Source organism: Rhodovulum sp. HP10 (genome assembly GCF_047553435.1).
Lineage (GTDB): Bacteria > Pseudomonadota > Alphaproteobacteria > Rhodobacterales > Rhodobacteraceae > Rhodovulum.
In genome coordinates this window covers 197818-219651 of the sequence record NZ_CP180201.1, presented here as the reverse complement: position 1 = coordinate 219651, position 21834 = coordinate 197818, and the positions used below count along the sequence as shown (strand labels likewise).

Annotated in this window: 21 protein-coding genes; 11 read left to right on the top strand and 10 right to left on the bottom strand. The window is 68.0% G+C overall.

Translation table 11 applies throughout. The annotated features are described in order from the left end of the window. Positions 1 to 208: 208 nt before the first annotated feature. The 3 genes from ACK8CO_RS00995 (at position 209) to ACK8CO_RS00985 (ending at position 2112) form a co-directional block, all read left to right on the top strand. Positions 209 to 736, top strand: coding sequence for a glutathione peroxidase (locus ACK8CO_RS00995; RefSeq protein WP_414897838.1), 528 nt, complete (start codon positions 209 to 211; stop codon positions 734 to 736). Positions 737 to 1038: 302 nt separating this feature from the next. Beyond that, a complete protein-coding gene (gene thpR / locus ACK8CO_RS00990; protein ID WP_414897837.1) occupies positions 1039 to 1605 on the top strand; it encodes an RNA 2',3'-cyclic phosphodiesterase in 567 nt (188 codons plus the stop codon). Positions 1606 to 1626: 21 nt separating this feature from the next. Continuing rightward, positions 1627 to 2112, top strand: coding sequence for a hypothetical protein (locus ACK8CO_RS00985; RefSeq protein ID WP_080616225.1), 486 nt, complete (start codon positions 1627 to 1629; stop codon positions 2110 to 2112). 25 nt (positions 2113 to 2137) lie between these two features. On the opposite strand, the gene ACK8CO_RS00980 is transcribed toward ACK8CO_RS00985, so the two are convergent. Together ACK8CO_RS00980 and ACK8CO_RS00975 are read right to left on the bottom strand one after the other, a co-directional pair. Continuing rightward, positions 2138 to 3118 carry a threonine dehydratase gene (locus ACK8CO_RS00980; RefSeq protein ID WP_414897836.1) on the bottom strand — a complete coding sequence of 327 codons (981 nt, stop codon included), beginning with the start codon at positions 3116 to 3118 and terminating at the stop codon, positions 2138 to 2140. Continuing rightward, positions 3111 to 4397 carry a 3-deoxy-D-manno-octulosonic acid transferase gene (locus ACK8CO_RS00975; RefSeq protein ID WP_414897835.1) on the bottom strand — a complete coding sequence of 429 codons (1287 nt, stop codon included), beginning with the start codon at positions 4395 to 4397 and terminating at the stop codon, positions 3111 to 3113. Before ACK8CO_RS00975 ends, ACK8CO_RS00980 begins: the two co-directional genes overlap by 8 nt. A gap of 241 nt (positions 4398 to 4638) precedes the next feature. On the opposite strand from ACK8CO_RS00975, the gene ACK8CO_RS00970 reads away from it, so the two are divergent. From ACK8CO_RS00970 to ACK8CO_RS00960, 3 genes are all read left to right on the top strand, one after another. Next, positions 4639 to 5292, top strand: coding sequence for a protein-L-isoaspartate O-methyltransferase family protein (locus ACK8CO_RS00970; RefSeq protein ID WP_414897834.1), 654 nt, complete (start codon positions 4639 to 4641; stop codon positions 5290 to 5292). A 74-nt stretch (positions 5293 to 5366) separates the two neighbouring features. After that, positions 5367 to 6743: a TolC family outer membrane protein gene (locus ACK8CO_RS00965; protein WP_414897833.1), complete on the top strand. Its 1377-nt coding sequence runs from the start codon at positions 5367 to 5369 to the stop codon at positions 6741 to 6743. Between the two features lie 84 nt (positions 6744 to 6827). Beyond that, positions 6828 to 7433: a hypothetical protein gene (locus tag ACK8CO_RS00960; RefSeq protein WP_414897832.1), complete on the top strand. Its 606-nt coding sequence runs from the start codon at positions 6828 to 6830 to the stop codon at positions 7431 to 7433. A 192-nt stretch (positions 7434 to 7625) separates the two neighbouring features. Here the strand turns inward: ACK8CO_RS00960 and ACK8CO_RS00955 are convergent, their stop codons facing one another. Continuing rightward, positions 7626 to 7946: a DUF6280 family protein gene (locus ACK8CO_RS00955; protein ID WP_080616231.1), complete on the bottom strand. Its 321-nt coding sequence runs from the start codon at positions 7944 to 7946 to the stop codon at positions 7626 to 7628. A 214-nt stretch (positions 7947 to 8160) separates the two neighbouring features. Between ACK8CO_RS00955 and efp the strand changes: the two genes are divergently transcribed. Then, on the top strand, positions 8161 to 8724 hold the full coding sequence (efp, locus tag ACK8CO_RS00950; RefSeq protein ID WP_414897831.1) for an elongation factor P: 564 nt from the start codon (positions 8161 to 8163) through the stop codon (positions 8722 to 8724). 33 nt (positions 8725 to 8757) lie between these two features. Here efp and ACK8CO_RS00945 read toward each other — a convergent pair whose 3' ends face one another. From ACK8CO_RS00945 to ACK8CO_RS00920, 6 genes are all read right to left on the bottom strand, one after another. Further along, a complete protein-coding gene (locus tag ACK8CO_RS00945; RefSeq protein WP_414897830.1) occupies positions 8758 to 9558 on the bottom strand; it encodes a fructosamine kinase family protein in 801 nt (266 codons plus the stop codon). Further along, complete coding sequence (locus ACK8CO_RS00940; RefSeq protein ID WP_414897829.1) at positions 9551 to 10309, bottom strand: YgfZ/GcvT domain-containing protein; 759 nt, start codon at positions 10307 to 10309, stop codon at positions 9551 to 9553. The genes ACK8CO_RS00945 and ACK8CO_RS00940 overlap by 8 nt, the downstream gene beginning before the upstream one ends. Before the next feature lie 38 nt (positions 10310 to 10347). Continuing rightward, the gene (locus ACK8CO_RS00935; protein ID WP_414897828.1) at positions 10348 to 12090 is read right to left on the bottom strand and encodes an ABC transporter ATP-binding protein; all 1743 of its coding nucleotides are present in this window, start codon (positions 12088 to 12090) and stop codon (positions 10348 to 10350) included. 5 nt (positions 12091 to 12095) lie between these two features. Continuing rightward, complete coding sequence (locus ACK8CO_RS00930; RefSeq protein ID WP_414897827.1) at positions 12096 to 12779, bottom strand: tyrosine-protein phosphatase; 684 nt, start codon at positions 12777 to 12779, stop codon at positions 12096 to 12098. 461 nt (positions 12780 to 13240) lie between these two features. Next, positions 13241 to 14185, bottom strand: a complete 945-nt coding sequence (locus ACK8CO_RS00925) for an endonuclease/exonuclease/phosphatase family protein (RefSeq protein ID WP_414897826.1) — start codon at positions 14183 to 14185, stop codon at positions 13241 to 13243. Positions 14186 to 14255: 70 nt separating this feature from the next. Then, positions 14256 to 16037 carry an SLC13 family permease gene (locus tag ACK8CO_RS00920; RefSeq protein ID WP_414897825.1) on the bottom strand — a complete coding sequence of 594 codons (1782 nt, stop codon included), beginning with the start codon at positions 16035 to 16037 and terminating at the stop codon, positions 14256 to 14258. Between the two features lie 136 nt (positions 16038 to 16173). On the opposite strand from ACK8CO_RS00920, the gene ACK8CO_RS00915 reads away from it, so the two are divergent. From ACK8CO_RS00915 to ACK8CO_RS00900, 4 genes are all read left to right on the top strand, one after another. After that, the gene (locus tag ACK8CO_RS00915) at positions 16174 to 16914 is read left to right on the top strand and encodes a YebC/PmpR family DNA-binding transcriptional regulator (protein ID WP_080616239.1); all 741 of its coding nucleotides are present in this window, start codon (positions 16174 to 16176) and stop codon (positions 16912 to 16914) included. Positions 16915 to 17459: 545 nt separating this feature from the next. Beyond that, on the top strand, positions 17460 to 18704 hold the full coding sequence (locus ACK8CO_RS00910; protein WP_414897824.1) for a histidine kinase: 1245 nt from the start codon (positions 17460 to 17462) through the stop codon (positions 18702 to 18704). 46 nt (positions 18705 to 18750) lie between these two features. Beyond that, on the top strand, positions 18751 to 19668 hold the full coding sequence (locus ACK8CO_RS00905; RefSeq protein WP_414897823.1) for a DMT family transporter: 918 nt from the start codon (positions 18751 to 18753) through the stop codon (positions 19666 to 19668). Positions 19669 to 19716: 48 nt separating this feature from the next. Continuing rightward, complete coding sequence (locus ACK8CO_RS00900; protein ID WP_414897822.1) at positions 19717 to 20283, top strand: hemerythrin domain-containing protein; 567 nt, start codon at positions 19717 to 19719, stop codon at positions 20281 to 20283. A gap of 139 nt (positions 20284 to 20422) precedes the next feature. On the opposite strand, the gene ACK8CO_RS00895 is transcribed toward ACK8CO_RS00900, so the two are convergent. Continuing rightward, positions 20423 to 21826, bottom strand: coding sequence for a helix-turn-helix domain-containing protein (locus tag ACK8CO_RS00895; RefSeq protein ID WP_414897821.1), 1404 nt, complete (start codon positions 21824 to 21826; stop codon positions 20423 to 20425). Between the last annotated feature and the right edge of the window lie 8 nt (positions 21827 to 21834).

Here is a 21834-nt window from a genome sequence, read left to right as displayed (position 1 = left end):
AGACGCCGGAGACGCTCGTGCCCGTTTGCCGCAATCCCGCTATCGGCCAGCCTGGAGCGCGGAGCATTCGACCGGTTCGGTCCGGCTGGACGCGAAGGGCGGGCCGCGAGCGACGCGACCTTCAGGGAGATCATCCCCTGCCTGGCTTGACCCTCTCGCATCGTGAAATAGGTCCTTTTCCATAGATACAGCATTGGGATGTCTGCGCATGCGCCCTGCCATTCTTCCGGTTGTCGCCGCCCTGTTGTTCGGTGCGGGCTCTGCCTCTGCCGCCGAGAGCTTCCGGTTTTCCTCGATCGATGGCGGCGAGATCGACCTCGCGGCGTTCCGCGGCCGGCCGGTGCTGGTGGTCAATACCGCCTCTCAATGCGGTTTCACCCCGCAATATGACGGGTTGCAGGCGTTGCAGGACAGCTACGGCCCGCGCGGGCTGGTGGTGCTGGCCGTGCCCTCGGACGATTTCAATCAGGAACTGGCCGATGAGGCCGCGGTGAAGGATTTCTGCGAGGTCAATTTCGGACTGACGCTGCCGATGACCGAGATCACCCATGTGAAGGGGGCCGAGGCGCATCCGTTCTATCGCTGGATGGCTGAAGAGCACGATTTCAAGCCGGGCTGGAATTTCAACAAGGTCCTTCTCGATGGTTCCGGGCATCCGGTTGCCACATTCGGCGCTTTCACCAAGCCGCAATCGGCGAAGTTGACCTCGAAAATCGAAACCCTTCTGTCGCAATAACGACATGTGTTATCGGGCGACGACCTGACCGGATCCTTTCGGGAGGGCGTTCTGTTGCGCTTTGTCGGGGTGGGCAAAATTTTTAATTCTTTTCTGGAATTTGAAAAATTATCTACATATTGCATTCCATATGACGTGAAATTCCTATTCGGAAAGTGTTTCTCGCATTTGCAGCACGGATCAGCTACATTGCGGCATAACTCCCCCGCGATATCGCCGCGCCTTGAACCGCGCAGCTCCGATCCCATCTGCCAGACAGATCGAGCCGCCATTGCTTGAGGCCCTGTCATCGGAGCGTTCGCATGATCCGCGCCTTTTCTGCCATCGCCCTGCCGCCGGAAATCCGCGCCCGCCTGGCAGAGGTGCAGGCGGGCCTGCCCGAGATCCGTCCGGTCCCGACCGAAAATCTTCATCTGACCCTTGTTTTCCTGGGCAGTCTGCCCGAACCGCAACTGGATGACCTGGACATGGAATTTGCCGGCATCCGGGCCCCGGAACTCGAGCTGACCTTGTCCGGCCTTGGCCTGTTCGGGAGCGACAGGCCGCATAACCTGCATGCGACCCTGGCCGAAAGTGCTGCGCTCCGGCATTTGCAGGCCAGGCTCGAAACCGCCGCCCGGCGGATCGGGGTCGCGCCGGAGCGGCGCCGTTTTACGCCCCATGTCACACTTGCCAGATTGGGGCACGACCGCCGCGCCTGGAAATGCGCGGAATTGGCCGTAGCGCAGTCGGCCGATTTTCGCGCCGGCCCGTTCAAGGTCGGCTTTTTCGGACTTTACCGTTCTGAAACAGGAAGAAATGCTGCGCATTATACGGAAATGTCGCGATATACGTTATTCTCTTCGCAGGGTGCCTCTTCTGGGGCATAATACCGTAAAAGGGGAGGAGACATGATCTGGACCGTTCAACCCGGGCGCGGGCTCGGGGCATTGGCCTTTGGGATGACGCCCGAAGACGTTCAGGCGCATCCCGATCTCGGGCGCCCTGGGCATGTCTATCGCGGCAGCCGGGGGCGGGTTATGGAATATCGTGGCCTTTCGGTGCCGATTTGCGAATATGGCCCGAACGGTCTCAATTGCATCATTGCCGGAAGGAAGGTCTCGGGGGTGCGCTATCAGGGGGCGTCGCTCTTCGACGCGGACCCGCAGGCGGTCGTCAAGCTGATGGAGGCCCAGCTTGGTCCGGCACGGCTCTGCCAGGAGCAGCTTTGCTTTCCCGCGGCGGGCCTGCTGCTGGGCGGCTTCTTCGACCCGCATGACCAGTGCTTCATCCGTCCGGAGGTCGAATATCACGACGAGCGCAGCATCACGGTCTGCCTGCCCGGTGCCTGCGTCGCGGTCTGCGCCGAAGAGCGCGAGCTGGTCAGCTTCCTCTAGCCCGTGCGGTCCGGCAGTCGCGCCCTCAGGGGGTGGGCACGCCGCCCCCGAGCACCGTTGCAAGGCGCGGACTGTCGATATTGCCGCCGCAGAGAATGACGCCGACCTTGCGGCCCGCCATCATCTCGCGCTCTTGCATCAGGGCGGCCAGGGGGGCCGCGCCGGCGCCTTCGGCCACATTATGCGTGGCGCTGAAGTAAAGCCGGATCGCCTCGGCGATCTCGGCATCCGAGACCGAGACGATGCGCTCGGCCCCGGCCGAATAGATCGCGAGGGCCTCGGCCACCGGCACCCGCACCGCCAGCCCGTCGGCGAAGGTTCGCGCCGTCGGGGTTTCGACCAGATCTCCGGCCGCCATCGAGCGCAGGACGCAATCGGCCTGGTCCGAGACAACACCGACGATCCGGGTCGACAGCCCCAGCGCATCGCGCGCCGCGATGGTGCCGCAGATGCCCGAGCCGCAACCGATCGGCACATAGACGCTGTGCAGGTCGGGCTGGGCGGTGAACAGTTCCAGCGCATAGCTTGCGACACCCCGCACCAGCTCGCGGTGGTAGGGCGGCACCGGGTAAAGCCCCTCGGCCTCGGCCACGCGGAAGGCCTCTTCGCGGGCGCTGTCGAAATCGGACCCGAAGATGCGCAGATCGGCGCCGAAGGCTCGCATCGCGGCGTTCTTCTCGGCCGAATTGCCCTCGGGAACATAGATCCGGGCGGTCAGCCCGGCGGCGCGGGCCGCCAGCGCCTGACCTTGGCCATGATTGCCGCGGGTCGCGGTGACGATGCCGGTGCAGTCGGGGCGGGTGCGGGTCAGCCAGTCGATGAAGGTGTAGGCGCCGCGCAGCTTGAAGGCGCCGGTGGGCCCGTGGTTCTCGTGTTTGACCCAGACCTCGGTGCCGATCGCCTCGGCCAGGAGCGGCCAGGCATAGTGCGGCGTCGGCGGCATCCTTGCATGGATGAGCCGTGCGGCCTGTTCCAGATCGTCGAGCGAAAACTGCGGCTCAGCCATCATCGGGGTCCTTCTTGTCGGGGGCCTTGTCGGGGGGCGTGCCGATCAGGCGCTCGAGCGCGTCGATCAGCGTGTCGGGGCCGGGGGCCCGGGCGCGAAGCCCGGCCAGCACATCGCTGGCGCAGGCCGCCCGGCGGATCTGCTCGGGGCCATCGAGCGCGGCCAGCGCTGTGACAAGCCCGTCGGCCCCGGCAACGGCCTCGGCGGCCCCGGCGCGGTCGAGCGCGGCATAGGCGGCGGCGAAATTCGCCACATGCGGGCCGTGCAGGATCGCAGATCCCGCGGCGGCGGGTTCGAACGGGGTATGGCCGCCCTTGTCCACCAGCGAGCCGCCGACGAAACTGACCCCGGCCAAAGCATACCAGAGCGCCATTTCGCCCATGGTATCGGCCAGCAGCACCGGTCGCTCGGGGCCCGGGAGACCGCCGCTCGAGCGCAGGGCATGGCCGAGGCCGGCCCGCTCGATCAGCGCGGCGATCTGGGCGGCGCGCCGGGGGTGGCGCGGGGCGAGGATCAGGCGCGCGGCCGGATCGGCGCGCCAGCGCCGGGCGAAGGCTTCCAGGACCGGCGCCTCTTCGCCCTCATGGGTCGAGGCCGCCAGCAGGGTGCTGGTGCGGGGCAGGAGGGGGGCGAGGGCCTTCAGCGCGTCCGGATCGGGCCGGGCCGCGGGGGCGAAGGCCTTGAGATCGATCACCGGGCCGCTCCGCTCGGGGGCGAGGCCGAGGGCCGCGAAGCGCTCCTGCGAGGCCGGGTCCTGGGCCGAAAGATAGGCGATGGCGCCGGTCAGGCGCCGCGCCAGCGCGGGCATCCGCCGCCAGCGCCCCGCGCTCCGTGCCGAAAGCCGGGCGCCCAGCAAAAGCACCGGGCGGCCCCGCTGCGCCACCTCGAAGATCCGGTTCGGCCAGAGTTCGCTTTCGATCAGCACCAGCGCCCGGGGCTGCCAGCGCCCGATGAACAGGCGCAGCGTCCAGCGGTAATCATAAGGCGCGAGCCGCGCCGAGACCCGGGGCAGGGCCCAGCTCTCGACCAGCGCCCGCCCGGTCCGGGAATTGCTGGTCGCGACGATTGCGAGATCGGGGCGACGCTCGGTCAGGCGCTCGATCAGCGGCCGTGCCGAGGCCAGCTCGCCATTCGAGGCGCCATGCAGCCAGATCGCAGGGCCGGGCGCCCGGTCCGGCCCGTTCAGGCCGAGCCGCTCGCGCGCGAAGGGCCGCTCGCGCAGCAGGCGCAGCGCGAGGCCGGGGGCGGCCAGGGAAAGAAGGATCCGGTAGCTCAGCACGGCAATTCGGGGCGGTGGGATGAAGAATGCGGGATGCAGGAACAAGGGCTCGGCACAGCCGGAAGACCGGATCTGTGCCGAAAGGGTTACGCGCCCGGTGCCGGGCTGGCAAGGCGGCACGGCCTGCGTCCTGTTTCGCTCTTGCCATACCTCGTCCGACATGGGGTGTCAGGCCATTGCCGTGCCCGGACTTCTGTGGCATCACCAAACCTGATTATATCGAACTGGAGAGTTCAGCCGCATGGCCGATTACGCTGCCCGCCGCGAAGCGATGGTCGACACCCAGGTCCGTCCCTCGGACGTCACGCGTCTGCCGATCATCGAGGCGATGCTTGCCGTCCCCCGCGAAGCCTTCGTTCCCGCCCGCCTGCGCGAGGCCGCCTATATCGGCGAGAACCTTCCGCTGGCGCATGACCGCGTCCTGCTCGAGCCGCGCACCTTCGCCAAGATGCTCGAGGCGCTCGATCTGGGGCCGGGCGACATGGTGCTCGATCTGGGATGCGGGCTGGGCTATTCGGCGGCCGTGATGGCGCGGATGGCCGATGCGGTGGTGGCTCTGGAAGAGGACGGCACCATGGCGCGCGAGGCCGAAGCCATGTTCGGCGAGCACGGTGTCGACAATGTCGCGGTCGAGGTCGGCGCGCTGACCGATGGCGCGCCCAGGCACGGCCCCTATGACGCGATCGTGATCGAGGGCGCCATCGAGGAATTGCCGCAGGCCATCGCCGATCAGCTCAAGGACGGCGGCCGGATCGTCGCGCTCTTCATGGAGGGCACGCTTGGTGTGGCCCGCATCGGCTGGAAGGTCGAGGGCGCGCTGAGCTGGCGTTTTCTGTTCAATGCGAGCGCCCCGGTTATGCCGGGCTTCGCGCGCGCGGCAGAGTTCGAATTCTGACACGTGAAAGACATACAAGAGCCGCATCGAAGAAACGCGGTCTGATAATGGCAAAAGCCAGACGAGGCACGGATATGAGTAGTTTCCTACGTAACTTCGCCGGTACGGCTCTGTCGGCGACGCTCGCCCTCTGGGCGGCCGGGGCGGCACAGGCGGAGACGCTGACCGATGCCCTGATCGCGGCCTACAAGAACTCGCATCTTCTCGATCAGAACCGGGCTCTGTTGCGCGCGGCCGACGAGGATGTGGCCCAGGCGCTGGCGACGCTGCGCCCTGTGATCGCCTTTGCCATGAACGGGAACTATGTCGACCCGGCCTCGGCGGCGAACGGCAACAAGCATACCAGCGCCTCGGCCGAGCTGACCGCAACTCTCACGATCTTCGATAGCGGCCAGAACCGGCTGGCGCTGGATGCCACCAAGGAAACCGTGCTCGCGACCCGGGCCGCGCTGATCGGGATCGAGCAGGATGTGCTGCTTTCTGCGGTTCAGGCCTATATGGACGTCTTCGCGGCGCTGCAGACCGTGAGCCTGGCCGAGAACAACAACCGGCTGATCGCCGAAGAGTTGCGGGCCACCCAGGACCGCTTCGAGGTTGGCGAGGTGACCCGGACCGATGTGTCGCTGGCGCAATCGGCGCTGGCCGCGGCCCGCTCGAACCTGGTCGCGGCCAATGGCAAGCTGGCGACGGCGCGCGAATCCTACAAGCTGGCGGTCGGGCATTATCCGGAACGGCTCAGCGGCATTCCCAATCTGCCCAGCATTCCCAGATCGCCCGAGGCGGCGCGTTCGGTTGCGGTGAAGACCCATCCCGACATCTTCCAGGCGCAGCACAATGTCACCGTCTCCGAGCTGAACCTCGCCCGGGCCAAGGCCGCGCAAGGCCCCAGCCTGACCGCCTCGCTCGGTTATGAACGCGACGATAATTCAAACGAGGGCACGAAGGCCCAGCTGCAACTGTCGCAGACGATCTATGCCGGCGGGCGCCTCTATGCGGCCGAGCGTCAGGCCATGGCCAACATGCAGGCCTCCCGCGCGGGGCTTCTGCAGACCGTGCGGCTGGTCGAGCTCGATGTCGGCAATGCCTGGTCGAGCCTTGCGGTGGCGCGGGCCCAGGTCACGGCCAGCGACCAGCGGATCCAGGCGGCGCAGCTTGCCTTCGACGGCACCAAGGAAGAGGCCAGGCTCGGTGCGCGTACCACGCTTGATGTGCTCGATGCCGAACAGGACCTGCTCGATGCCCGGACCGCCCGGGTCGAGGCCGAGGCCACGCAATATACCGCGATCTACAGCGTGCTGGCTTCGATGGGGCTGCTGACGGCCGAGCATCTGGGACTGGGCATTCCGACCTATGATCCCAATGCCTATTACAACGCGGTCAGCTCGGCGCCTGCGAAAAGCCTTCAGGGCGGCAAGCTCGACCGTGTGCTGCAAAGCATCGGGCGCAACTGAGCCTCGTGCCCGGTTGTTTCCGCAGGGCGGAGGGGCTAGCATTCCGCCCTGTGATTAACCGTATTTCCGGTCCGGAGCCGTGCCATGGTTGAACTGCGCAGCATCGTCGACACTGCCGGGGTCCGCCCGGCAGAGCCGTCGCAGGAGCCCGCGCCGCCGCGCAACGAGCCGCGTCTGGCGCGGCTGGTGCTGACACCCAACCTGCGTGTCCGTCCGGAACCCGAGAACCAGCCCGCTCCGGCGCGGCCGATGCCGGTGCTGCTGCGCGGGCCCCTGCCGCATGATCCCGGCGCGCCGGCCCTGCGGGCCTCCCGGGAGGCGGTTCCTCCCGGGCCGCGGACCGTTTCGGTGGCCGATCTGGCCGAGGCGAACCGGCGCGACGCGGTTACGCTCGAACGCCGCATCGCCGAGCTCGAGGCCGCCATGGCCGGGGTCGATGCCGATTGGGACCCCGAATGCGAAGAGGGTTTGCCCTCGGTGCCCTGGGTCGGGAAGGCGCAGGTTGTGTCTGCCGGTCCGGCAGCGGCAGGCGGCGACGAGGCCGCGCTTCGCGTGATGGTGTCCGATATCGTGCGCGAGGTCGTGCGGCAGGAGCTGCGCGGTACGCTGGGCGAGGGCATCGGCCGCAACCTGCGCAAGATGGTGCGCCGCGAGATCGCCCGCGCGCTTGCCGAACGCGATCTCGACTGATCTTTTCCCGACGTATTATTGCGGTCAGCCGCCTCGACGCCCGCGGATGATGCACGCCCGCGTGGCCGATCCCCGGTCCGACTGGCGCTGATCTCTCCGGGCCCGGATCGTCCCGGGACGATCAACCTTGTCAGAAACGCGAAAAGCGCGCCCTTTTGGGCGCGCCATTCGCATGGAAAGCTCGCAGGCGGGTCAGGCGGCTTCGGCCTGTTCCTGGCTGTGGCGTCGTTCGCTTTCTTCGCGCGACAGGGCAACAGAGGTCCGGACGCCGCGAGCGACGAACTCCATCAGGCCGCGCACAACCCGTTCGTTCGGGTCGATACCGGCGCAGGACAGGACCTCACGGCCATCGCGGGACCGCGCCCAGCGCGCGATCTGTTCAGGGCCGTTGCCATATTTCTTGTCGTCCGCGATCGCGTCGTCCAACGCGGCGAGCACCACAGCAGCGAACAATTTTCGGGCACGATGCCCCTGTTCGTGATTGAACGCCGTGCCATCAACGAAATCGACCATCTCGTCGTCCTTTTATTCTTGCTCTTGCATTTCGGGCGTGCGGCCGAATATGACGCATTTGTCGTGATTCGGTATTCTTCATTTTGCAGGTCGGCCATGCGCTCGGTGCATGGCTTGCAAAAGACAGTCCCCGATCTAGTCGTCTTGCCAGCCCAGCTCCCGCAAGATATAGGTCCGGCGCAATTCCTATCAACCGTCTGTTAAGGGTTTCCGTATGGCGAAGATCAACGGTAATGAAATTCGTCCGGGCTATATCCTCGACCATGACGGCGGGCTCTGGGCCGCGGTGAAGGTTGATCATGTCAAGCCCGGCAAGGGCGGGGCCTTCGCCCAGGTTGAGCTGCGCAACCTGCGCAGCGGCAGCAAGTTGAACGAGCGGTTCCGCAGTGCCGACAAGGTCGACCGGGTCGAACTCGAGCGCCGCGACCAGCAGTTCCTTTACGAAGCCGATGGCATGCTGGTGGTGATGGATACCGACAGCTACGAACAGACCGAGCTGCCCGCAGATCTTCTGGGGGATCGCCGGGCCTTCCTGCAGGATGGCATGACCGTGGTCGTCGAATATTACGAGGCCGAGGCGCTGAATGCGACGCTGCCGGCCAAGGTCACCTGCCGGATCGCCGTGACCGAGCCGGTGGTGAATGGCCAGACCGCCGCCAAGAGCTTCAAGCCCGCCATGCTGGAAAACGGCGTCCGGGTGATGGTCCCGCCCTTCATCGGCCCGGGGGAAGACATCGTCGTCAATACCGAGACCATGGAATACTCGGCCCGCGCCTGAGGCCGGATCGCCGCATCCTGCCGGGGCCCCGGCTCAGGCCCCGAGCGTTTCCAGGCAGCGCTCGACCAGACCGCGATAACCGCCGCCGAACAGCCGCAGATGAACGAGCGCGGGCCAGAGCTGATAGACCGCGCGCCGCTCGGGCCAGCCCGGGGCAGGTGTGCCATACGCCGCGCGAAAGACGGGGTCGGGGCTGCCGAAAAGGTCCAGCATCGCCAGATCGACCTCGGCATCGCCGTAATAGCAGGCAGGGTCGATCAGCGCGGCCCCCTGCTGTGTGAACAGCACGTTTCCCGCCCACAGATCGCCATGCAGCAGGGCCGCCGGAGGATGGCGCGGGATCAGCCCGTCGAGCCGGGCAGCCAGGGTTTCGGCCCTCAGGGCAATGTCGGCGGGGAGCGCTTCGGGCCAGGCGAGAAGCCTGCGCTCGGCCCAGAAGCTGGGCCAGTCGGCGCAGGCGGCGTTCGGGATCTTGGCCGGACCGAAGCCGTGATCCTCGTCCCAGCCATAGGTCTCTCCCGTCGCCCTGTGCAACCGCAGAAGCGCCAGGCCGAGCGCGCCCCAGCCCGGGGCCGAGGCCGGCGCTTCGTCGAGATGCTCGAGCAGGAGCCAGCCGCCGCCCTCGGCCATGACCGCGGGTGTAGGTACGCCCGCCCGGGCGATGGCCCGAAGCATCCGTGCCTCTGTCGCGACCCGGGGGCCCGATTTCGCGACCATCCGGCGGCCGTCTTCAAGATCGAGCCGCAGCACCCGGGAAAGATCGCCGCCCTGCAGGGGCAGGCTGCGGGCGATGGCGGCGCCGACCAGTGCCTCCAGCGCCGCCCGTTCAGCCATCCGGCCAGAGCACCGTCGCCGCCCCCGCCGTCATCCGGGGCGCGACCCGGTCGAAGCGCAGATAGGCGATGGCCAGATCGCCGGCCTGGGTGAAGAGCCGCCCGGCCTCCTTGCCACCGGCCTCGATCGGTGTGCCGGGCGGGGCCGAGCCCTCGACGCCCACCGTGGCCAGGCCCTTGCGCAGCTCGGTCTTGTGCTTCATCCGCGCGGTGACCTCCTGGCCGACATAGCAGCCCTTGCGGAAATCGACGCCGTTCAGCCGCTCGAACCCGGCTTCGAGGATGTAGCTTTCCTCGGGGATCAGCTCGATCCCGGTCTCGGGAATGCACTCGGCCACCCGGATCCTGTCCCAGTCGATGGCGGGGGCGGTGCCGGGTGTTCCGGCATAGGCGCGCCAGCCAAGCGACGCGTGGCGCGGATCGGGCAGGGCGCCTTCGGGCGGCTCGCCAAGCCCGCGATGGACATGGAGCCCGGCCGGGGCGATCCGGACATCGGCCCGGAGCTTGTAGAGCGACAGCCGCCGGGCCAGCGCCTCGGCGATATCGGCCCTGACGTCGAGCAGGATCGTGTCGTCGCGCGCGCTCAGCAGGAAATCGGCAAGATACTTGCCCTGCGGCGTCAGCATCGCGGCATAGACAAGCCGTCCCTCGGGCGCCGTGATGTCATTGGTCACGAGCCCTTGCAGGAATTTCACGCGATCCGCGCCGGTGATCGCAAGCACCGTCCTGTCCGCTGCCTCTTCGCCTGTCATGGCTGTCTTCTCCCCGTGCCGTTCTCGGCCCGAAGGTGTCAGGACTCGGTGGCGAATTGCAAGCGGTAGAGCCCGGCATAAAGCCCGCCCCTGGCCAGAAGATCGTCATGGCGGCCTTCTTCGCGCACCCGGCCCGCCTCCATCACCACGATACGGTCGGCGTCGCGGACGGTGGCCAGCCGGTGCGCGATCACCAGCGTGGTGCGGCCCTGCGCCAGATGGCTCAGCGCTTCCTGCACGGCGCGTTCGGATTGCGCGTCAAGCGCCGAGGTGGCCTCGTCCATCAGCAGGATCGGGGCGTCGCGCAGCAGCGCGCGGGCGATGGCCACACGCTGGCGTTGCCCGCCCGAGAGGTTCGAGCCGCGCGGCCCGGCAGGGCTGTCGAGCCCCGCGGGCAGTCCGGACAGGAATTCGTCGATATGGGCCGCCTCGATCACCTCGCGCAGACGTGCCTCGGAGACGTCGCGGCCGAGGCAGATATTGTCGCGCAGGCTGTCATCGAACATCGGCGCCTCCTGGGTGACGACCGAAAACAGATCGCGCAGATCGGCCTGCGCCAGATCCCCCACCGCGACGCCGCCGATGGCGACGCGGCCCGATTGCGGCTCGATCAGCCGGGTCAGCAGGTTGAAGACGGTCGACTTGCCCGCGCCCGAGGGACCGACCAGCGCAGTCATCTCGCCCGCCTTCGCGGTCAGGTCGAGGCCGCGCAGCACCGGCGTCTCGCCATAGCTCAGATGCACATCCTCCAGCGCCAGATCGCAGCGCTCGGCCGGGGCGGGCAGCGGTTTCGGCCGGGCCGGATCCAGAATGGTGGCGCGTTCCTCGAAGATCGCATGGATGCGTTCGAGACTGGCCAGCGCGGCCTGCCAGGCGCCCGACACGTTGCCGAGCCGCCGCAAGGGTTCGAAGACCAGAGCGATGGCGGTGAAGAAGGCCATGAAGTCGCCGACGGTCTTGTCGCCCTCGATGATCTGCAGGCCGCCGAAGATCAGCACCGCGGCAAAACCGAGCCCGCCGACGATATCGACAAGCGCGGGCATGCCGGCCTGGCCCGCCTGGGCGCGCAGCTGCGAGGCGATGAAGCCCGCGACGCTGGCGCCGAAACGGCCCTGCTCGCGCCGCTCCATCCGGTTCAGCTTGATGGTGACGATGCCGTGGAACATCTCGTCGAGCCGGCCCGCGATCTCGGCCGCCTGCACCCGGGCCAGCCGGGCGGTGTGCCTGATCCAGCGCTGCAGCACCATGATCGGCACGACCAGAAGCGGGATGCCCGCCATCGCGATCAGGGTCCAGGCCCAGTCGATCGAGAGCGCCACCGCCATCAGCGAGACCAGCGAGACGAAATCGCGCCCCGAGGCCGTCAGCACCGTGTTCCAGACATTGGCGGCGGCGGTGGTGTCGCCCCGCACCCGCTCGATCAGCCCGCCGGGGGGGGTGCGCTGGAAGTAGGAGCCGTCGAGCCCGAGCAGATGCTCGACCATGTCCTTCTGCAATTCGCCGGTGATCGAAAGCCCGGCGCGGGCCATCAGCACGCGCTGGCCGAAGCCGCTGAGCGCGCGGGCCAGGAAGATCGCCAGCACCGCCCCCGCCACCAGCGGAATGGCATTCCGCTCGCCCGCGACGAAGATCCGGTCGAACATCGGCTTGAAGCTGTAGCTGAGCAGCCCGAGCGAGGCGCCCTCGATGGTCATCAGCGTCAGCGCGATGCCGATGGTCAGGGAATGGCGGCGCAGATATCCGCGCCAGAGCCAGCCGAAGATTTGGGCGCCGCCCGCCATGATGTCTAGCTCCGTCCCGCCTTGAAATCGCTCTTGATGGCGTCCGGATCGTAGCGGGTGGAGATCCAGTCGCGCAGCGTCATCGGGCTGCGGGCGGTGTCGGCCTCGTAGCGGTCGAGCACCAGATCGAGCACGCCCGCCTTCGAGCGGCGGTTGTGCAGAAAGCGCCAGCTCAGCATCCGGCGCGCCTCGGCGACCGGTGTGCCCTCGGCATGGATGAGATACAGCGCGGCGGCAAGGCCCGCCCGGTCCGAGCCCGACTTGCAATGCATCACCATCGGGCGTTCGGCCCGGTCGAAGAGGTCGAGCAGCATCAGCAGCGTCTCTCGGGGGACCAGTCGGCGGGCCTTCAGCGTCACCGCCTCGAGCCGGAGCCCCAGCGCGGCGCAGGCCTCTTCTTCCAGCAACCAGTGCGAATGCGGTCGCTCGCTGCCGCGCAGCGAGATCACGGTGCGGATGCCCATGTCGCGATAGCGCCGCAGCCGCGCGGGCGAGGGCTGGTTCGAGCGCCAGACCCCGGGCGCGATCTCGACGAGATTGGTCCAGAGGATGCGCAGCAAGCCGTGATCCATCAGATGGAAATGCCAAAGCGCTGCCCGGCGCGCGCCCGGGACGCTCAGATCTGTGCCGTGGCGCTCGGTCATCCGACGTTCGAGCGCCGCGAACCGGGTTTTCAGCTGGTCGAACATCGCAGGCCTTCGGTTCGGGGGCACGAGGCCGCGAGATAGCCCGAAACCATGGCCCTGACAAGCAACTGGCGGCGAGGGGCCGCCCGCCCGCCCGGGGTCCGGTCCGGGGCGGGGGCAGAAGCGAGGGAAACCCGGAAGGCCGTCCGACGGGGCTCGGACCCGCCTCTTGGGGTATCCAGTAGGCGGCCACTGTCGTCTTGCGATGCCCGGTTTGTCATGCCGGTGCGGGTTCGCGCGCGTCTCTTCCGGGGTATTCCTCGCCCGCTTCGGGCGAGGGTCTCCTGAGATCTCGCCGCGGGGGCCGGAGCCACGGCAAGGCGGGAAAGACAGCGCAGCTCAATCGCAGGGCCAAGGTGTCCGCCGGGCGGCCGGTGTTCTGGCGGTTCCGTGGCGCCCGGTCGCCGCCGCGGCGGGAGGAAAACCGGCCCGGTTCGGCTTTCGCTGACAGGGGCTTGGGCCGGTCAGGGCAGGGTGATCTCTGCCAGCAGGCCGCGATGATTCGAGCCGAGATCCTCGCCGAAGGGGCTGAGGCGCACCAGCCGCGCGCCACCGCCGACCAGCACCTGATCGATGGGCACCCCGAACCGGCCTGCGGCCACGGGCCAGGTCGCCCTAGGCAGGCGGGCGGTGGCCATGCCGGTGTCGCGATGGATCAGCGAGAGCGTCCGGCTCCAGGGCGCGGCGTTGAAATCGCCGATGGCGACGGCGGGGCCGGGCAGCCAGCCAAGCTGGGCGGTCAGCCGCTCGAGCTCGGTATCCGCCAGTCCCGACATCCAGGGCTTGAGAAGCTGGAGGCCCGCCAGAAAGACCCGCTTGCCGCCCGCCGTCTCGATCTCGGCCACGGCATAGCGGTCGGGCCAGGCCGGATTCAGCGACATCGTCCAGAACCGCCTGGGCCGGCTGCGCGCGGCCAGCACGATCTGGCAGGCGCCGGGCTGGCAGGGCGAGACGAAGTCGTAGCGCGCCTGCAGCAGCGGCAGCGCCGCGGCGATCGCCTCGGCCTCGGCAAAGATGATGATATCGGGGTCCGGCCCCAGCGCGGCCCTGACGATGGTCTCGGCGGGCAGCTCATTCTCGATACAGGCATTGAAGAAAAGGATGCGCAGGTCGGGCGTCTGACCGGGCAGGGCGGGCAGGCTCTGGCGCAGATGGAGCGCTCCGAGCCCGGCCAGCGCGACCAGAGCGGCCGCCATCAGGCCCGCGCCGAGCCGGCACAGCCCGAGAGCCGTGGCGCCCAGCGCAAGCATCAGGGCGCCGGCCAGGAGCCAGGGCGCAAGCGAGTCGAGGATGCGCGCCAGCGGCCCGGCCGCGCTGCTGCCGGGGATGAACCGCGCCCCGGCGCCCGCGACCAGCGCAAGCGCCGCCGCCATCGCCAGTGCCCCCGATAGCTCAGGCTTCCAGATCAAGGCCCGCCTCCAGCCGCCGCCCCTTCTTCCGCACTGACCGAGCGCAGGCCCCTCGTCAAGCCGGCGCCGCTCAGAACGGCCAGACCAGCAGGATCATCGGCACCGAGACCGCGATCACGATCAGCTCCAGCGGCAGCCCCATCCGCCAGTAATCGCCGAAGCGATAGCCGCCGGGCCCGAGGATCAGCGTGTTGTTCTTGTGCCCGATCGGGGTGAGAAAGGCGCAGGAGGCCGCGACCGCCACCGCCATCAGGAACGGGTCGGGGCTGACCCCCAGCGTCTGGGCCATCTGGATGCCGACGGGGGCCGCGACCACCGTCGTCGCGGTATTGTTCAGCACATCCGACAGGCACATCGTCGCCACCATCAGCGCGGTCAGGATCACCCAGGGCGGCATGTCGCCGGTCAGCCCGATCAGGGTCTCGGCGATCAGCCGGGTGCCGCCGCTCTCTTCGAGCGCCACCCCGAGCGGGATCATCGAGCCCAGCAGCACCACGACCGGCCATTCGACATGGGAATAGACATCGTTGATGGGGATGATCCGGGCCAGGACATAGCCCAGCACGACCAGCCCGATGGCGATGGTCAGATCGACCAGCCCGAAGCTGGCCGCCGCCACCGCCGCCGCGAACAGCCCGATGGCGATCCAGGTCTTGCGGGTATCTGTCACCGCCAGCCCGCGATCGGCCAGGGTCAGGCAGCCGAGCCACTCGACCACGTCCTGGGCCACGTCCTGCGGGGTCAGGAGCAGCAGGATGTCGCCGGGCCTGACCTTGGTCTTGCGGATCTGCTGGCGGACAGGGCGGCCCTGGCGCGAGATCCCCAGAAGCACCGTGCGTCGCCGCCAGGCGAGCCCCACAAGCTGGGCCGAGCGTCCGGCGATCCGCGCCTGTTCGGGCACCACGACCTCGATCACGCTCAGCCCGGCCCCCTCGGCCTTGAGCCGTTCCTGATTGGCCCCTTCGGCGAAATCGAGCGAGAGCGCCGCGCGGAACTCGTCCAGCGCCTCGGGACTGGCTTCGATCACCAGCGAGTCGCCCGCGGCCATCGCGGTGCCGCGTTGCAGCCCGTAAAGCCGCTTGCCGCCCCGGACCAGTCCCAGCAGGGCGACGTCGTTGGTTTCGGCCTCGGGGTCGAGATCGGCAAGCCGCTGGCCGATCAGCTTCGAGCCCTCGGGCACCGTCAGCTCGGCGATATAGGAGGAATAGTCCGACATCGGGTCGGCCGAGGCGTCGAGCCCGGCGCTTTTGGGGATCAGCCGCCAGCCCACCAGCGCGACGAAGGCAATCCCCGCCAGCGCCGCGACGCCCCCCACGGGGGCGAAGTCGAACATGCGGAAGGCCTGGCCGGTCGCGTCCTGGCGGAAGGTGGCGATGATGATGTTGGGCGGCGTCCCGATCAGCGTGACCATGCCGCCCAGGATGGTGGCGAAGGACAGGGGCATCAGGCTCAGCCCCGGCGCGCGGCCGGCCTTGCGCGCGGTCTGGATGTCGACCGGCATCAGCAGGGCCAGCGCGGCCACATTGTTCATGAAGGCCGAGAGCAGCCCGCCGATGCCGCCCATGATCGCGATATGGGGCCCGAGCCCGCGGGCGCTGTTCACCAGCGTCCGCGTGATCAGATAGACCGCGCCCGAGCGCACCAGCCCGGCCGAGACCACCAGGACCAGCGCCACCACCAGCGTCGCGGGATGGCCGAAGCCCTCGAAGGCGCGGTCGGGTTCGATCACGCCCAGCAGCACCGCGGCCATCAAGGCTCCGAAGGCCACCAGATCATAGCGCCAGCGGCCCCAGATCAGGGCGACGAAGACGGTGGCGAATAGGGCGAACAGAATGAACTGGTCCTGGGTCAATCAGGGGTCTCCCGGCTGTCCGGCGCCCGGGCGCCGGAGGGTTTCGCCTTTCCCAACGCCCCGAGCAGGCTTGCAGGTCCATGTCCGCCTGACATATAGAGAGCCCCGTCAATTTCAGAAAGCCAAGTGGGGATCCATGGCAGGCCATTCCAAATGGGCGAACATCCAGCACCGCAAGGGGCGGCAGGATGCGGCGCGCTCCAAGCTGTTCTCCAAGTTCAGCAAGGAGATCACCGTTGCCGCCAAGATGGGCGACCCGGACCCTGACAAGAACCCGCGCCTGCGTCTGGCGATCAAGGAAGCCAAGGCGCAGTCCATGCCCAAGGACAATATCGAGCGTGCCATCAAGAAGGCGATGGGCGGCGAGGGCGACAATTACGAGGAAATCCGCTACGAGGGTTACGGCCCCGGCGGGGTGGCAGTGATCGTCGAGGCGATGACCGACAACCGCAACCGCACCGCCTCGAACGTGCGCTCGACCTTCACCAAGTTCGGCGGCAATCTCGGCGAGACCGGCTCGGTCGCCTTCATGTTCGAGCGGATGGGCGAGATCGTCTACCCGGGTTCGGCAGGCGATGCCGACACGGTGATGATGGCTGCGATCGAAGCGGGCGCGCAGGATGTCGAAAGCTCGGATGACGAGCATGTGATCTACACCGCCGATACCGACCTGAACGAGGTCGCCACCAAGCTCGAGGCCGATCTGGGCGAGAGCGAGTCGACCAAGCTGATCTGGAAGCCCGCGAACACGACCGAGATGGATCTCGAGGGCATGCAGAAGCTTATGAAGCTGATCGACGCGCTCGAGGATGACGATGACGTCCAGCACGTCACCAGCAATTTCTCGGCCAGCGACGAGGTGCTCGAGCAGCTCTGAGCCGGACGGCTTTGCAAGATCGTGCCGCGCGGGTCCGACCGGGTCCGCGCGGCTGTCATTTCAGCTTCTGCAACGTCGAACCCGAAGGCGGGGCCGGCGGTAATCTCTGCCCATCGCGGCCGACACCGCACTGCCGGGCATGCCGGAGACAAGCCGTGGTTCAGATCGGGCCAGATCTGCCCGCGCCGCGTGCCATAGCCGTTTCCAGACCGCGCGGGTTCCAACCCGCCTTCCAACCCACCGCCCGGCCGGGCGCGGTCAGTGTCTGGCACGGGATCGGCAGCGCCGCGCTCATGCCTCGCCCGAAAACCTCCGAGGATGGATCATCCCCCGGGGATACATCGCCCCGATCTCAAGCCCTTGCCCTGGCGACAGGATATCCGTTGGCGCAACGGACCCGGCATGGCGCGACCGCCCTGGCGATCCCAAAGGCCGTCCTGTTTCCGGGCCGCGCCGCGAAGCGGCAAAATTCCCGCTTGGCGTGTGCGGTGGCGGCTGCCTAAACTGAAAGCGGTGACCGGGCCGGGCAGGGGGGGACAGGGTCGATGGGCGAGCGTACCAGCCACGCGATCGGACGTTTCGACAAATCGTTCCTGATCCACATGATCAAGGACTTCTTCCTGGTCCTCCTGGCGGTGACGGTGCTTGAATTCGCGCTGAAGGCGGCACTGGTCTATTACAGTTTCGAGACCCGCGGCGCCGAGGACGCCCAGAACGTGGCCGAGGATCTGGCCGAGAGCGTCCGTGCCATCATGCGCAACGAGGGCGGGCCGGTCGCGGCGCGCACGATGTATCCGATCCTCAGGCGCAACTGGGACGATCTGGGCTACAAGATCGCGATCGAACCCGCGCCGGTCACGGTGCGCTCGATCGAGGCGTTGTTCGGCTTCACGCCCGCGGGCATTCCGGCCGGGACCTGGCCCGAGGGCCGGTTCCGCGAGGCAGAGGTCGAGATCGCGGCCGAGACCTTCTGCCTGACCTGTCATGCCGAGGCCGAGGTCGGGCAGGTGCTGGGCCGGGTGACGGTGCGCGATTACCTGTCGCGCGACATCGCCGCCTGGCTTGACGAGGTGACGCTCAGCGCGGGGCTCGCTCTGGGCAAGATCGTGCTGCATTCGGTTCTGCTGTTCCTGATCCTCAGGGTGCGGATGGAGCCGCTTCTGCGGCTGCGCGGCACGGTGGCGGGGCTTGCCCGCGCCTTCGGGACGCTGAGCGAGCGGGCCGAGGTGCGCAGCGCCGACGAATTCGGCGCGCTCGCGCATGACCTCAACCTGTTTCTCGACCGCATCAACCGCCTGATCGACGAGTTGAACGCGGTTCTGGGCAAGGTGGTGCGGGTCAATGACGACATCGTCTCGGTGCAGGGCGATCTGCGTGCTCAGGTCGACCGGCTGGTCTGCGGCATGCGGCGGCTCGAACGCGAGGCGATGCTGAACGCCAAGTGCGAGCCGCTGCTGTCGCGGGCCTGGTTCGAGGCGATGCGGGGTGCGGTTGCCGATCTCGACGCGGCACTGGAACGCGCGGGCGAGACGCCGCAGGCGGCCGGTCTGCTCGAGCATCTCTCGGCGGTGATCGTCAATGCCGAGGCCCAGATCGCGGCGAGCCAGCGGCTTTTCGAGGGGCTCGCGGCGCTGGGCGACGACACCGAGGCGCTGAAGGGCGCCATCGCCGAGATGGTGCGGATGGAAGAGCGCATGAAGCTGATCGTCGAGACCGGCGGCACGCTGGTCCAGCGCCTGCGCCCGGACCTGGCCGATCCGCCCTCCGCAGGCGCGGCCGTGACCGCGTGAATGGCGCGGCAGTTGCGCCGGGCGCGTCGGCATGGCAAGCCGGGGCATGGCTATGCAGTCGGTGCCCGGAGAGGGCGGGAATCCGGTCGCGGGGATCCTCTGGATGCTGGTGACCGGGATCAGTTTCGTCGCGGTGACCGCGTTGGTGAAGCTCTCGGCACAGGGGCTTCCGGCGGCGCAATCCGCCTTTCTGCGCTATTTGCTGGGGCTCGTCTTCCTGCTGCCGATGCTGGGCCGGCTTTCCGATGCGCGCATCGACCGCGGGCGGCTCGCTCTTTACGGCGGGCGCGGCCTTGCGCATGCGCTGGGGGTCATGTGCTGGTTCTTCGCGATGACCCGGATCCCGGTCGCCGAGGTGACGGCGATGAACTATCTAAACCCGATCTATGTGACCATCGGGGCGGCGCTCCTGTTCGGCGAGCGGCTGGCCGCGCGCCGCATCCTGGCCATCGCGGTCGCTTTCCTCGGGGTTCTGGTGATCCTGCGCCCGGGCTTTCGCGAGATCTCGGACGGCCATGTCGCGATGCTGTTCACGGCCGTTCTGTTCGGGATCTCCTATCTTGCCGCCAAGCGGCTGAGCGAGCGCGACGAGGCCTCGGTGGTGGTGGCGATGATGTCGCTCACGGTCACCATCGTGCTGGCGCCCCTGGCATTTGCGGTCTGGGTGGCGCCGAGCTGGCAGCAGGTGCTGGGGCTGTTCTTCGTGGCCGTCTTCGCCACCGCCGGGCATTACGCCATGACCCGTGCCTTCCGCGCGGCGCCGCTGACGGTGACCCAGCCCGTCACCTTCTTGCAGCTGGTCTGGGCCACGCTGGTCGGCTGGCTTGCCTTCGGCGAGGCGGTCGACGGCTGGGTGCTGCTGGGCGGGGGACTGATCATCGGATCGGTGGTCTTCATCACCTGGCGCGAGGCGGTCCGCAAGCGCCGCATCGTCACGCCGCCTGCCGGAGCGCCCGAAACGTAGGGTAACATGGGCTTGCGATGCGCGGGTGCGGCGCTAACATGCATGGAAATGCATGATATTTCCGTACTCGATCCTCGCGAGGATCTGCCGGAGGCGTTGCGCGAACTGCTCGATGCCTGCCCGCGGGCGGTCTGGGCCAGCCGGCCCCCCGACCACGCCTCCACCCGTTTCTGGCTCGACCGGCACAGGATGTTCCGCATGCTTCTGGCGCGGATGGAGGACGGCGCCCGGGACCTGGAAAGCGCCGGGGCACCGCCAGAGGCCGGGATTCGGGCGGTTCGGCGCGATGCGGCCATCCTGCTGAACGAGGTTCACGGTCATCAGAAGGTCGAAGAGCTGCATTACTTCCCTCGCCTCGTGACCTTCGAGCCCGGCCTCGGGGCGGCTTTCGCCATGCTGGATGCCGATCATCAGGCCCTCGATCTTCACCTGAAGGAACTTGCCGCGGCGGTGGCAGAGCTGATCCGGGCCGGGCCCGAGGACCTGGAGAGGTGTATCGGATGGCTGCAGCTGCGGCTGGCGCGCTTCGGCTCCTGTCTCGACCGCCACCTGACCGATGAGGAGGATATCGTCCTGCCGATCCTGCTGCGCCATGGCGTGGCGCTGGAGGCCTGAGCGGCGGCTTGCGGGACCCGGCGCGCCATAACGATGGAAGGCGGCCATGGCCCGCAGGCCGTCCGGCCATGCAGAAGGGGGCGTACGGAGCTTGCGGGGCCGGGCAAGGGCGGGGGTGCTGCGCCCGGCCCGGGGTCACTCAGTCCGCGACCTCATAGGGCAGCAGGCCGCGCCGGTTCGCATCGACCGTGAGCCGTCTTTCCAGCGGTGGCACCGCGCGCTGGTGACAGTCGCGGCGCTCGCAGATCCGGCAGGAGATCCCGATCGGCTCGTAGGCGGCGGCATTGTCGATATCCAGATCGTCGGCATAGACGATCTGATCGGCATGGCGCACCTCGCAGCCCAACCCGATGGCATAGCGCCGGACCGGCGCGCGCCAGGCGCCGCCGGGCTTCGAGACGTCGCGGGCCAGCGAGATATAGCGCAGCCCGTCCGGGGTCTCGGCCAGCTGGCGCAGGAACCGGCCCGGGGTCTCGAAGGCGCGGTGCACGTTCCAGAGCGGGCAGGCCCCGCCGAAACGCGCGAATTGCAGCCTTGTGGTGGAATGGCGCTTGGTGATGGTGCCGGCCTGGTCGACCCGCACGAAATAGAAGGGCAGCCCCTTGGCACCCGGGCGCTGCAGGGTCGAGAGCCGATGCGCCACCTGCTCTATCGAGGCGCCGAACCTGTCGGCCAGCAGTTCCAGATCGTGCCGGGTCTCCTGCGCGGCCTCGAGGAAGCGGTTATAGGGCAGAAGCGCCGCCCCGGCGAAATAGTTCGCCATGCCGATCCGGGCGATGGCACGGGCGGCGGGGCTCTGGAACCGGGCAAGATCGAGCGTGGCCTCGAGCAGTTGCGACTGGGTCAGAAGCGCAAGCTGGTGCAGCAGCTGAAAGCGCCGTGTCGGGCCGCGCAGATGGTTGGACAGGGTCAGCGTGCGGGTGTTCTCGTCATACTCCCTGAGCCCGGGAATATCCTTCAGGCACAAGGAGATACCCTGTGCCTCGAGGGCGGCCATGGCACGCTGCTCGGGGTCGGCGCCGGTATCTGATGCGCGCGCGAAGCGCTCGGCCGCGCGGTCGACCGCGTCGATATAGTTGTCGCAATAATGGAAGAAGTCGCGAACGTCTTCCCAGGGCGACGGGCCCAGCGGCGCGTCCTCGCGCCCCAGCGCCTCGTCGAGCGAGGCCAGCCGCTCATGGCTCTGGCGATAGGCGCGGTGCAGCTCCAGAAAGGCGCGCGTCAGCGCCGGCGCGTTCGAGGCGGCCAGCCGCAGATCGGCCAGCGGCGGCGCCAGATCGCCGAAGACCGGATCGGCCAGCGCCTCGCGCATGTCGCTGACCAGCCGCTCGGCATCGCCCTCCGACAGCTCGGTCACGTCGAAGCCGAATTCCGAGACAAGCGCCAGCAGCACCGTCGAGGAGAGCGGACGGTTGTTGTTCTCCATCTGGTTCAGATAGGGCAGCGAAATCCCCAGCCGGATTGCGAAATCCTTCTGGGTCAGCCCCATCCGCGACCGCGTCTCGCGCAGCTTGACGCCTGCATAGAGTTTGCGCGTCGCCATCGCGACCC

Bases quoted from the DNA above. Each gene is read 5' to 3' on its own strand.
- ACK8CO_RS00995 (WP_414897838.1), top strand. From the start codon at position 209: ATGCGCCCTGCCATTCTTCCGGTTGTCGCCGCCCTGTTGTTCGGTGCG.
- thpR (WP_414897837.1), top strand. From the start codon at position 1,039: ATGATCCGCGCCTTTTCTGCCATCGCCCTGCCGCCGGAAATCCGCGCC.
- ACK8CO_RS00985 (WP_080616225.1), top strand. From the start codon at position 1,627: ATGATCTGGACCGTTCAACCCGGGCGCGGGCTCGGGGCATTGGCCTTT.
- ACK8CO_RS00980 (WP_414897836.1), bottom strand. From the start codon at position 3,118: ATGGCTGAGCCGCAGTTTTCGCTCGACGATCTGGAACAGGCCGCACGG.
- ACK8CO_RS00970 (WP_414897834.1), top strand. From the start codon at position 4,639: ATGGCCGATTACGCTGCCCGCCGCGAAGCGATGGTCGACACCCAGGTC.
- ACK8CO_RS00965 (WP_414897833.1), top strand. From the start codon at position 5,367: ATGAGTAGTTTCCTACGTAACTTCGCCGGTACGGCTCTGTCGGCGACG.
- ACK8CO_RS00960 (WP_414897832.1), top strand. From the start codon at position 6,828: ATGGTTGAACTGCGCAGCATCGTCGACACTGCCGGGGTCCGCCCGGCA.
- ACK8CO_RS00955 (WP_080616231.1), bottom strand. From the start codon at position 7,946: ATGGTCGATTTCGTTGATGGCACGGCGTTCAATCACGAACAGGGGCAT.
- efp (WP_414897831.1), top strand. From the start codon at position 8,161: ATGGCGAAGATCAACGGTAATGAAATTCGTCCGGGCTATATCCTCGAC.
- ACK8CO_RS00945 (WP_414897830.1), bottom strand. From the start codon at position 9,558: ATGGCTGAACGGGCGGCGCTGGAGGCACTGGTCGGCGCCGCCATCGCC.
- ACK8CO_RS00940 (WP_414897829.1), bottom strand. From the start codon at position 10,309: ATGACAGGCGAAGAGGCAGCGGACAGGACGGTGCTTGCGATCACCGGC.
- ACK8CO_RS00935 (WP_414897828.1), bottom strand. From the start codon at position 12,090: ATGGCGGGCGGCGCCCAAATCTTCGGCTGGCTCTGGCGCGGATATCTG.
- ACK8CO_RS00930 (WP_414897827.1), bottom strand. From the start codon at position 12,779: ATGTTCGACCAGCTGAAAACCCGGTTCGCGGCGCTCGAACGTCGGATG.
- ACK8CO_RS00915 (WP_080616239.1), top strand. From the start codon at position 16,174: ATGGCAGGCCATTCCAAATGGGCGAACATCCAGCACCGCAAGGGGCGG.
- ACK8CO_RS00910 (WP_414897824.1), top strand. From the start codon at position 17,460: ATGGGCGAGCGTACCAGCCACGCGATCGGACGTTTCGACAAATCGTTC.
- ACK8CO_RS00905 (WP_414897823.1), top strand. From the start codon at position 18,751: ATGGCTATGCAGTCGGTGCCCGGAGAGGGCGGGAATCCGGTCGCGGGG.
- ACK8CO_RS00900 (WP_414897822.1), top strand. From the start codon at position 19,717: ATGCATGATATTTCCGTACTCGATCCTCGCGAGGATCTGCCGGAGGCG.
- ACK8CO_RS00895 (WP_414897821.1), bottom strand. From the start codon at position 21,826: ATGGCGACGCGCAAACTCTATGCAGGCGTCAAGCTGCGCGAGACGCGG.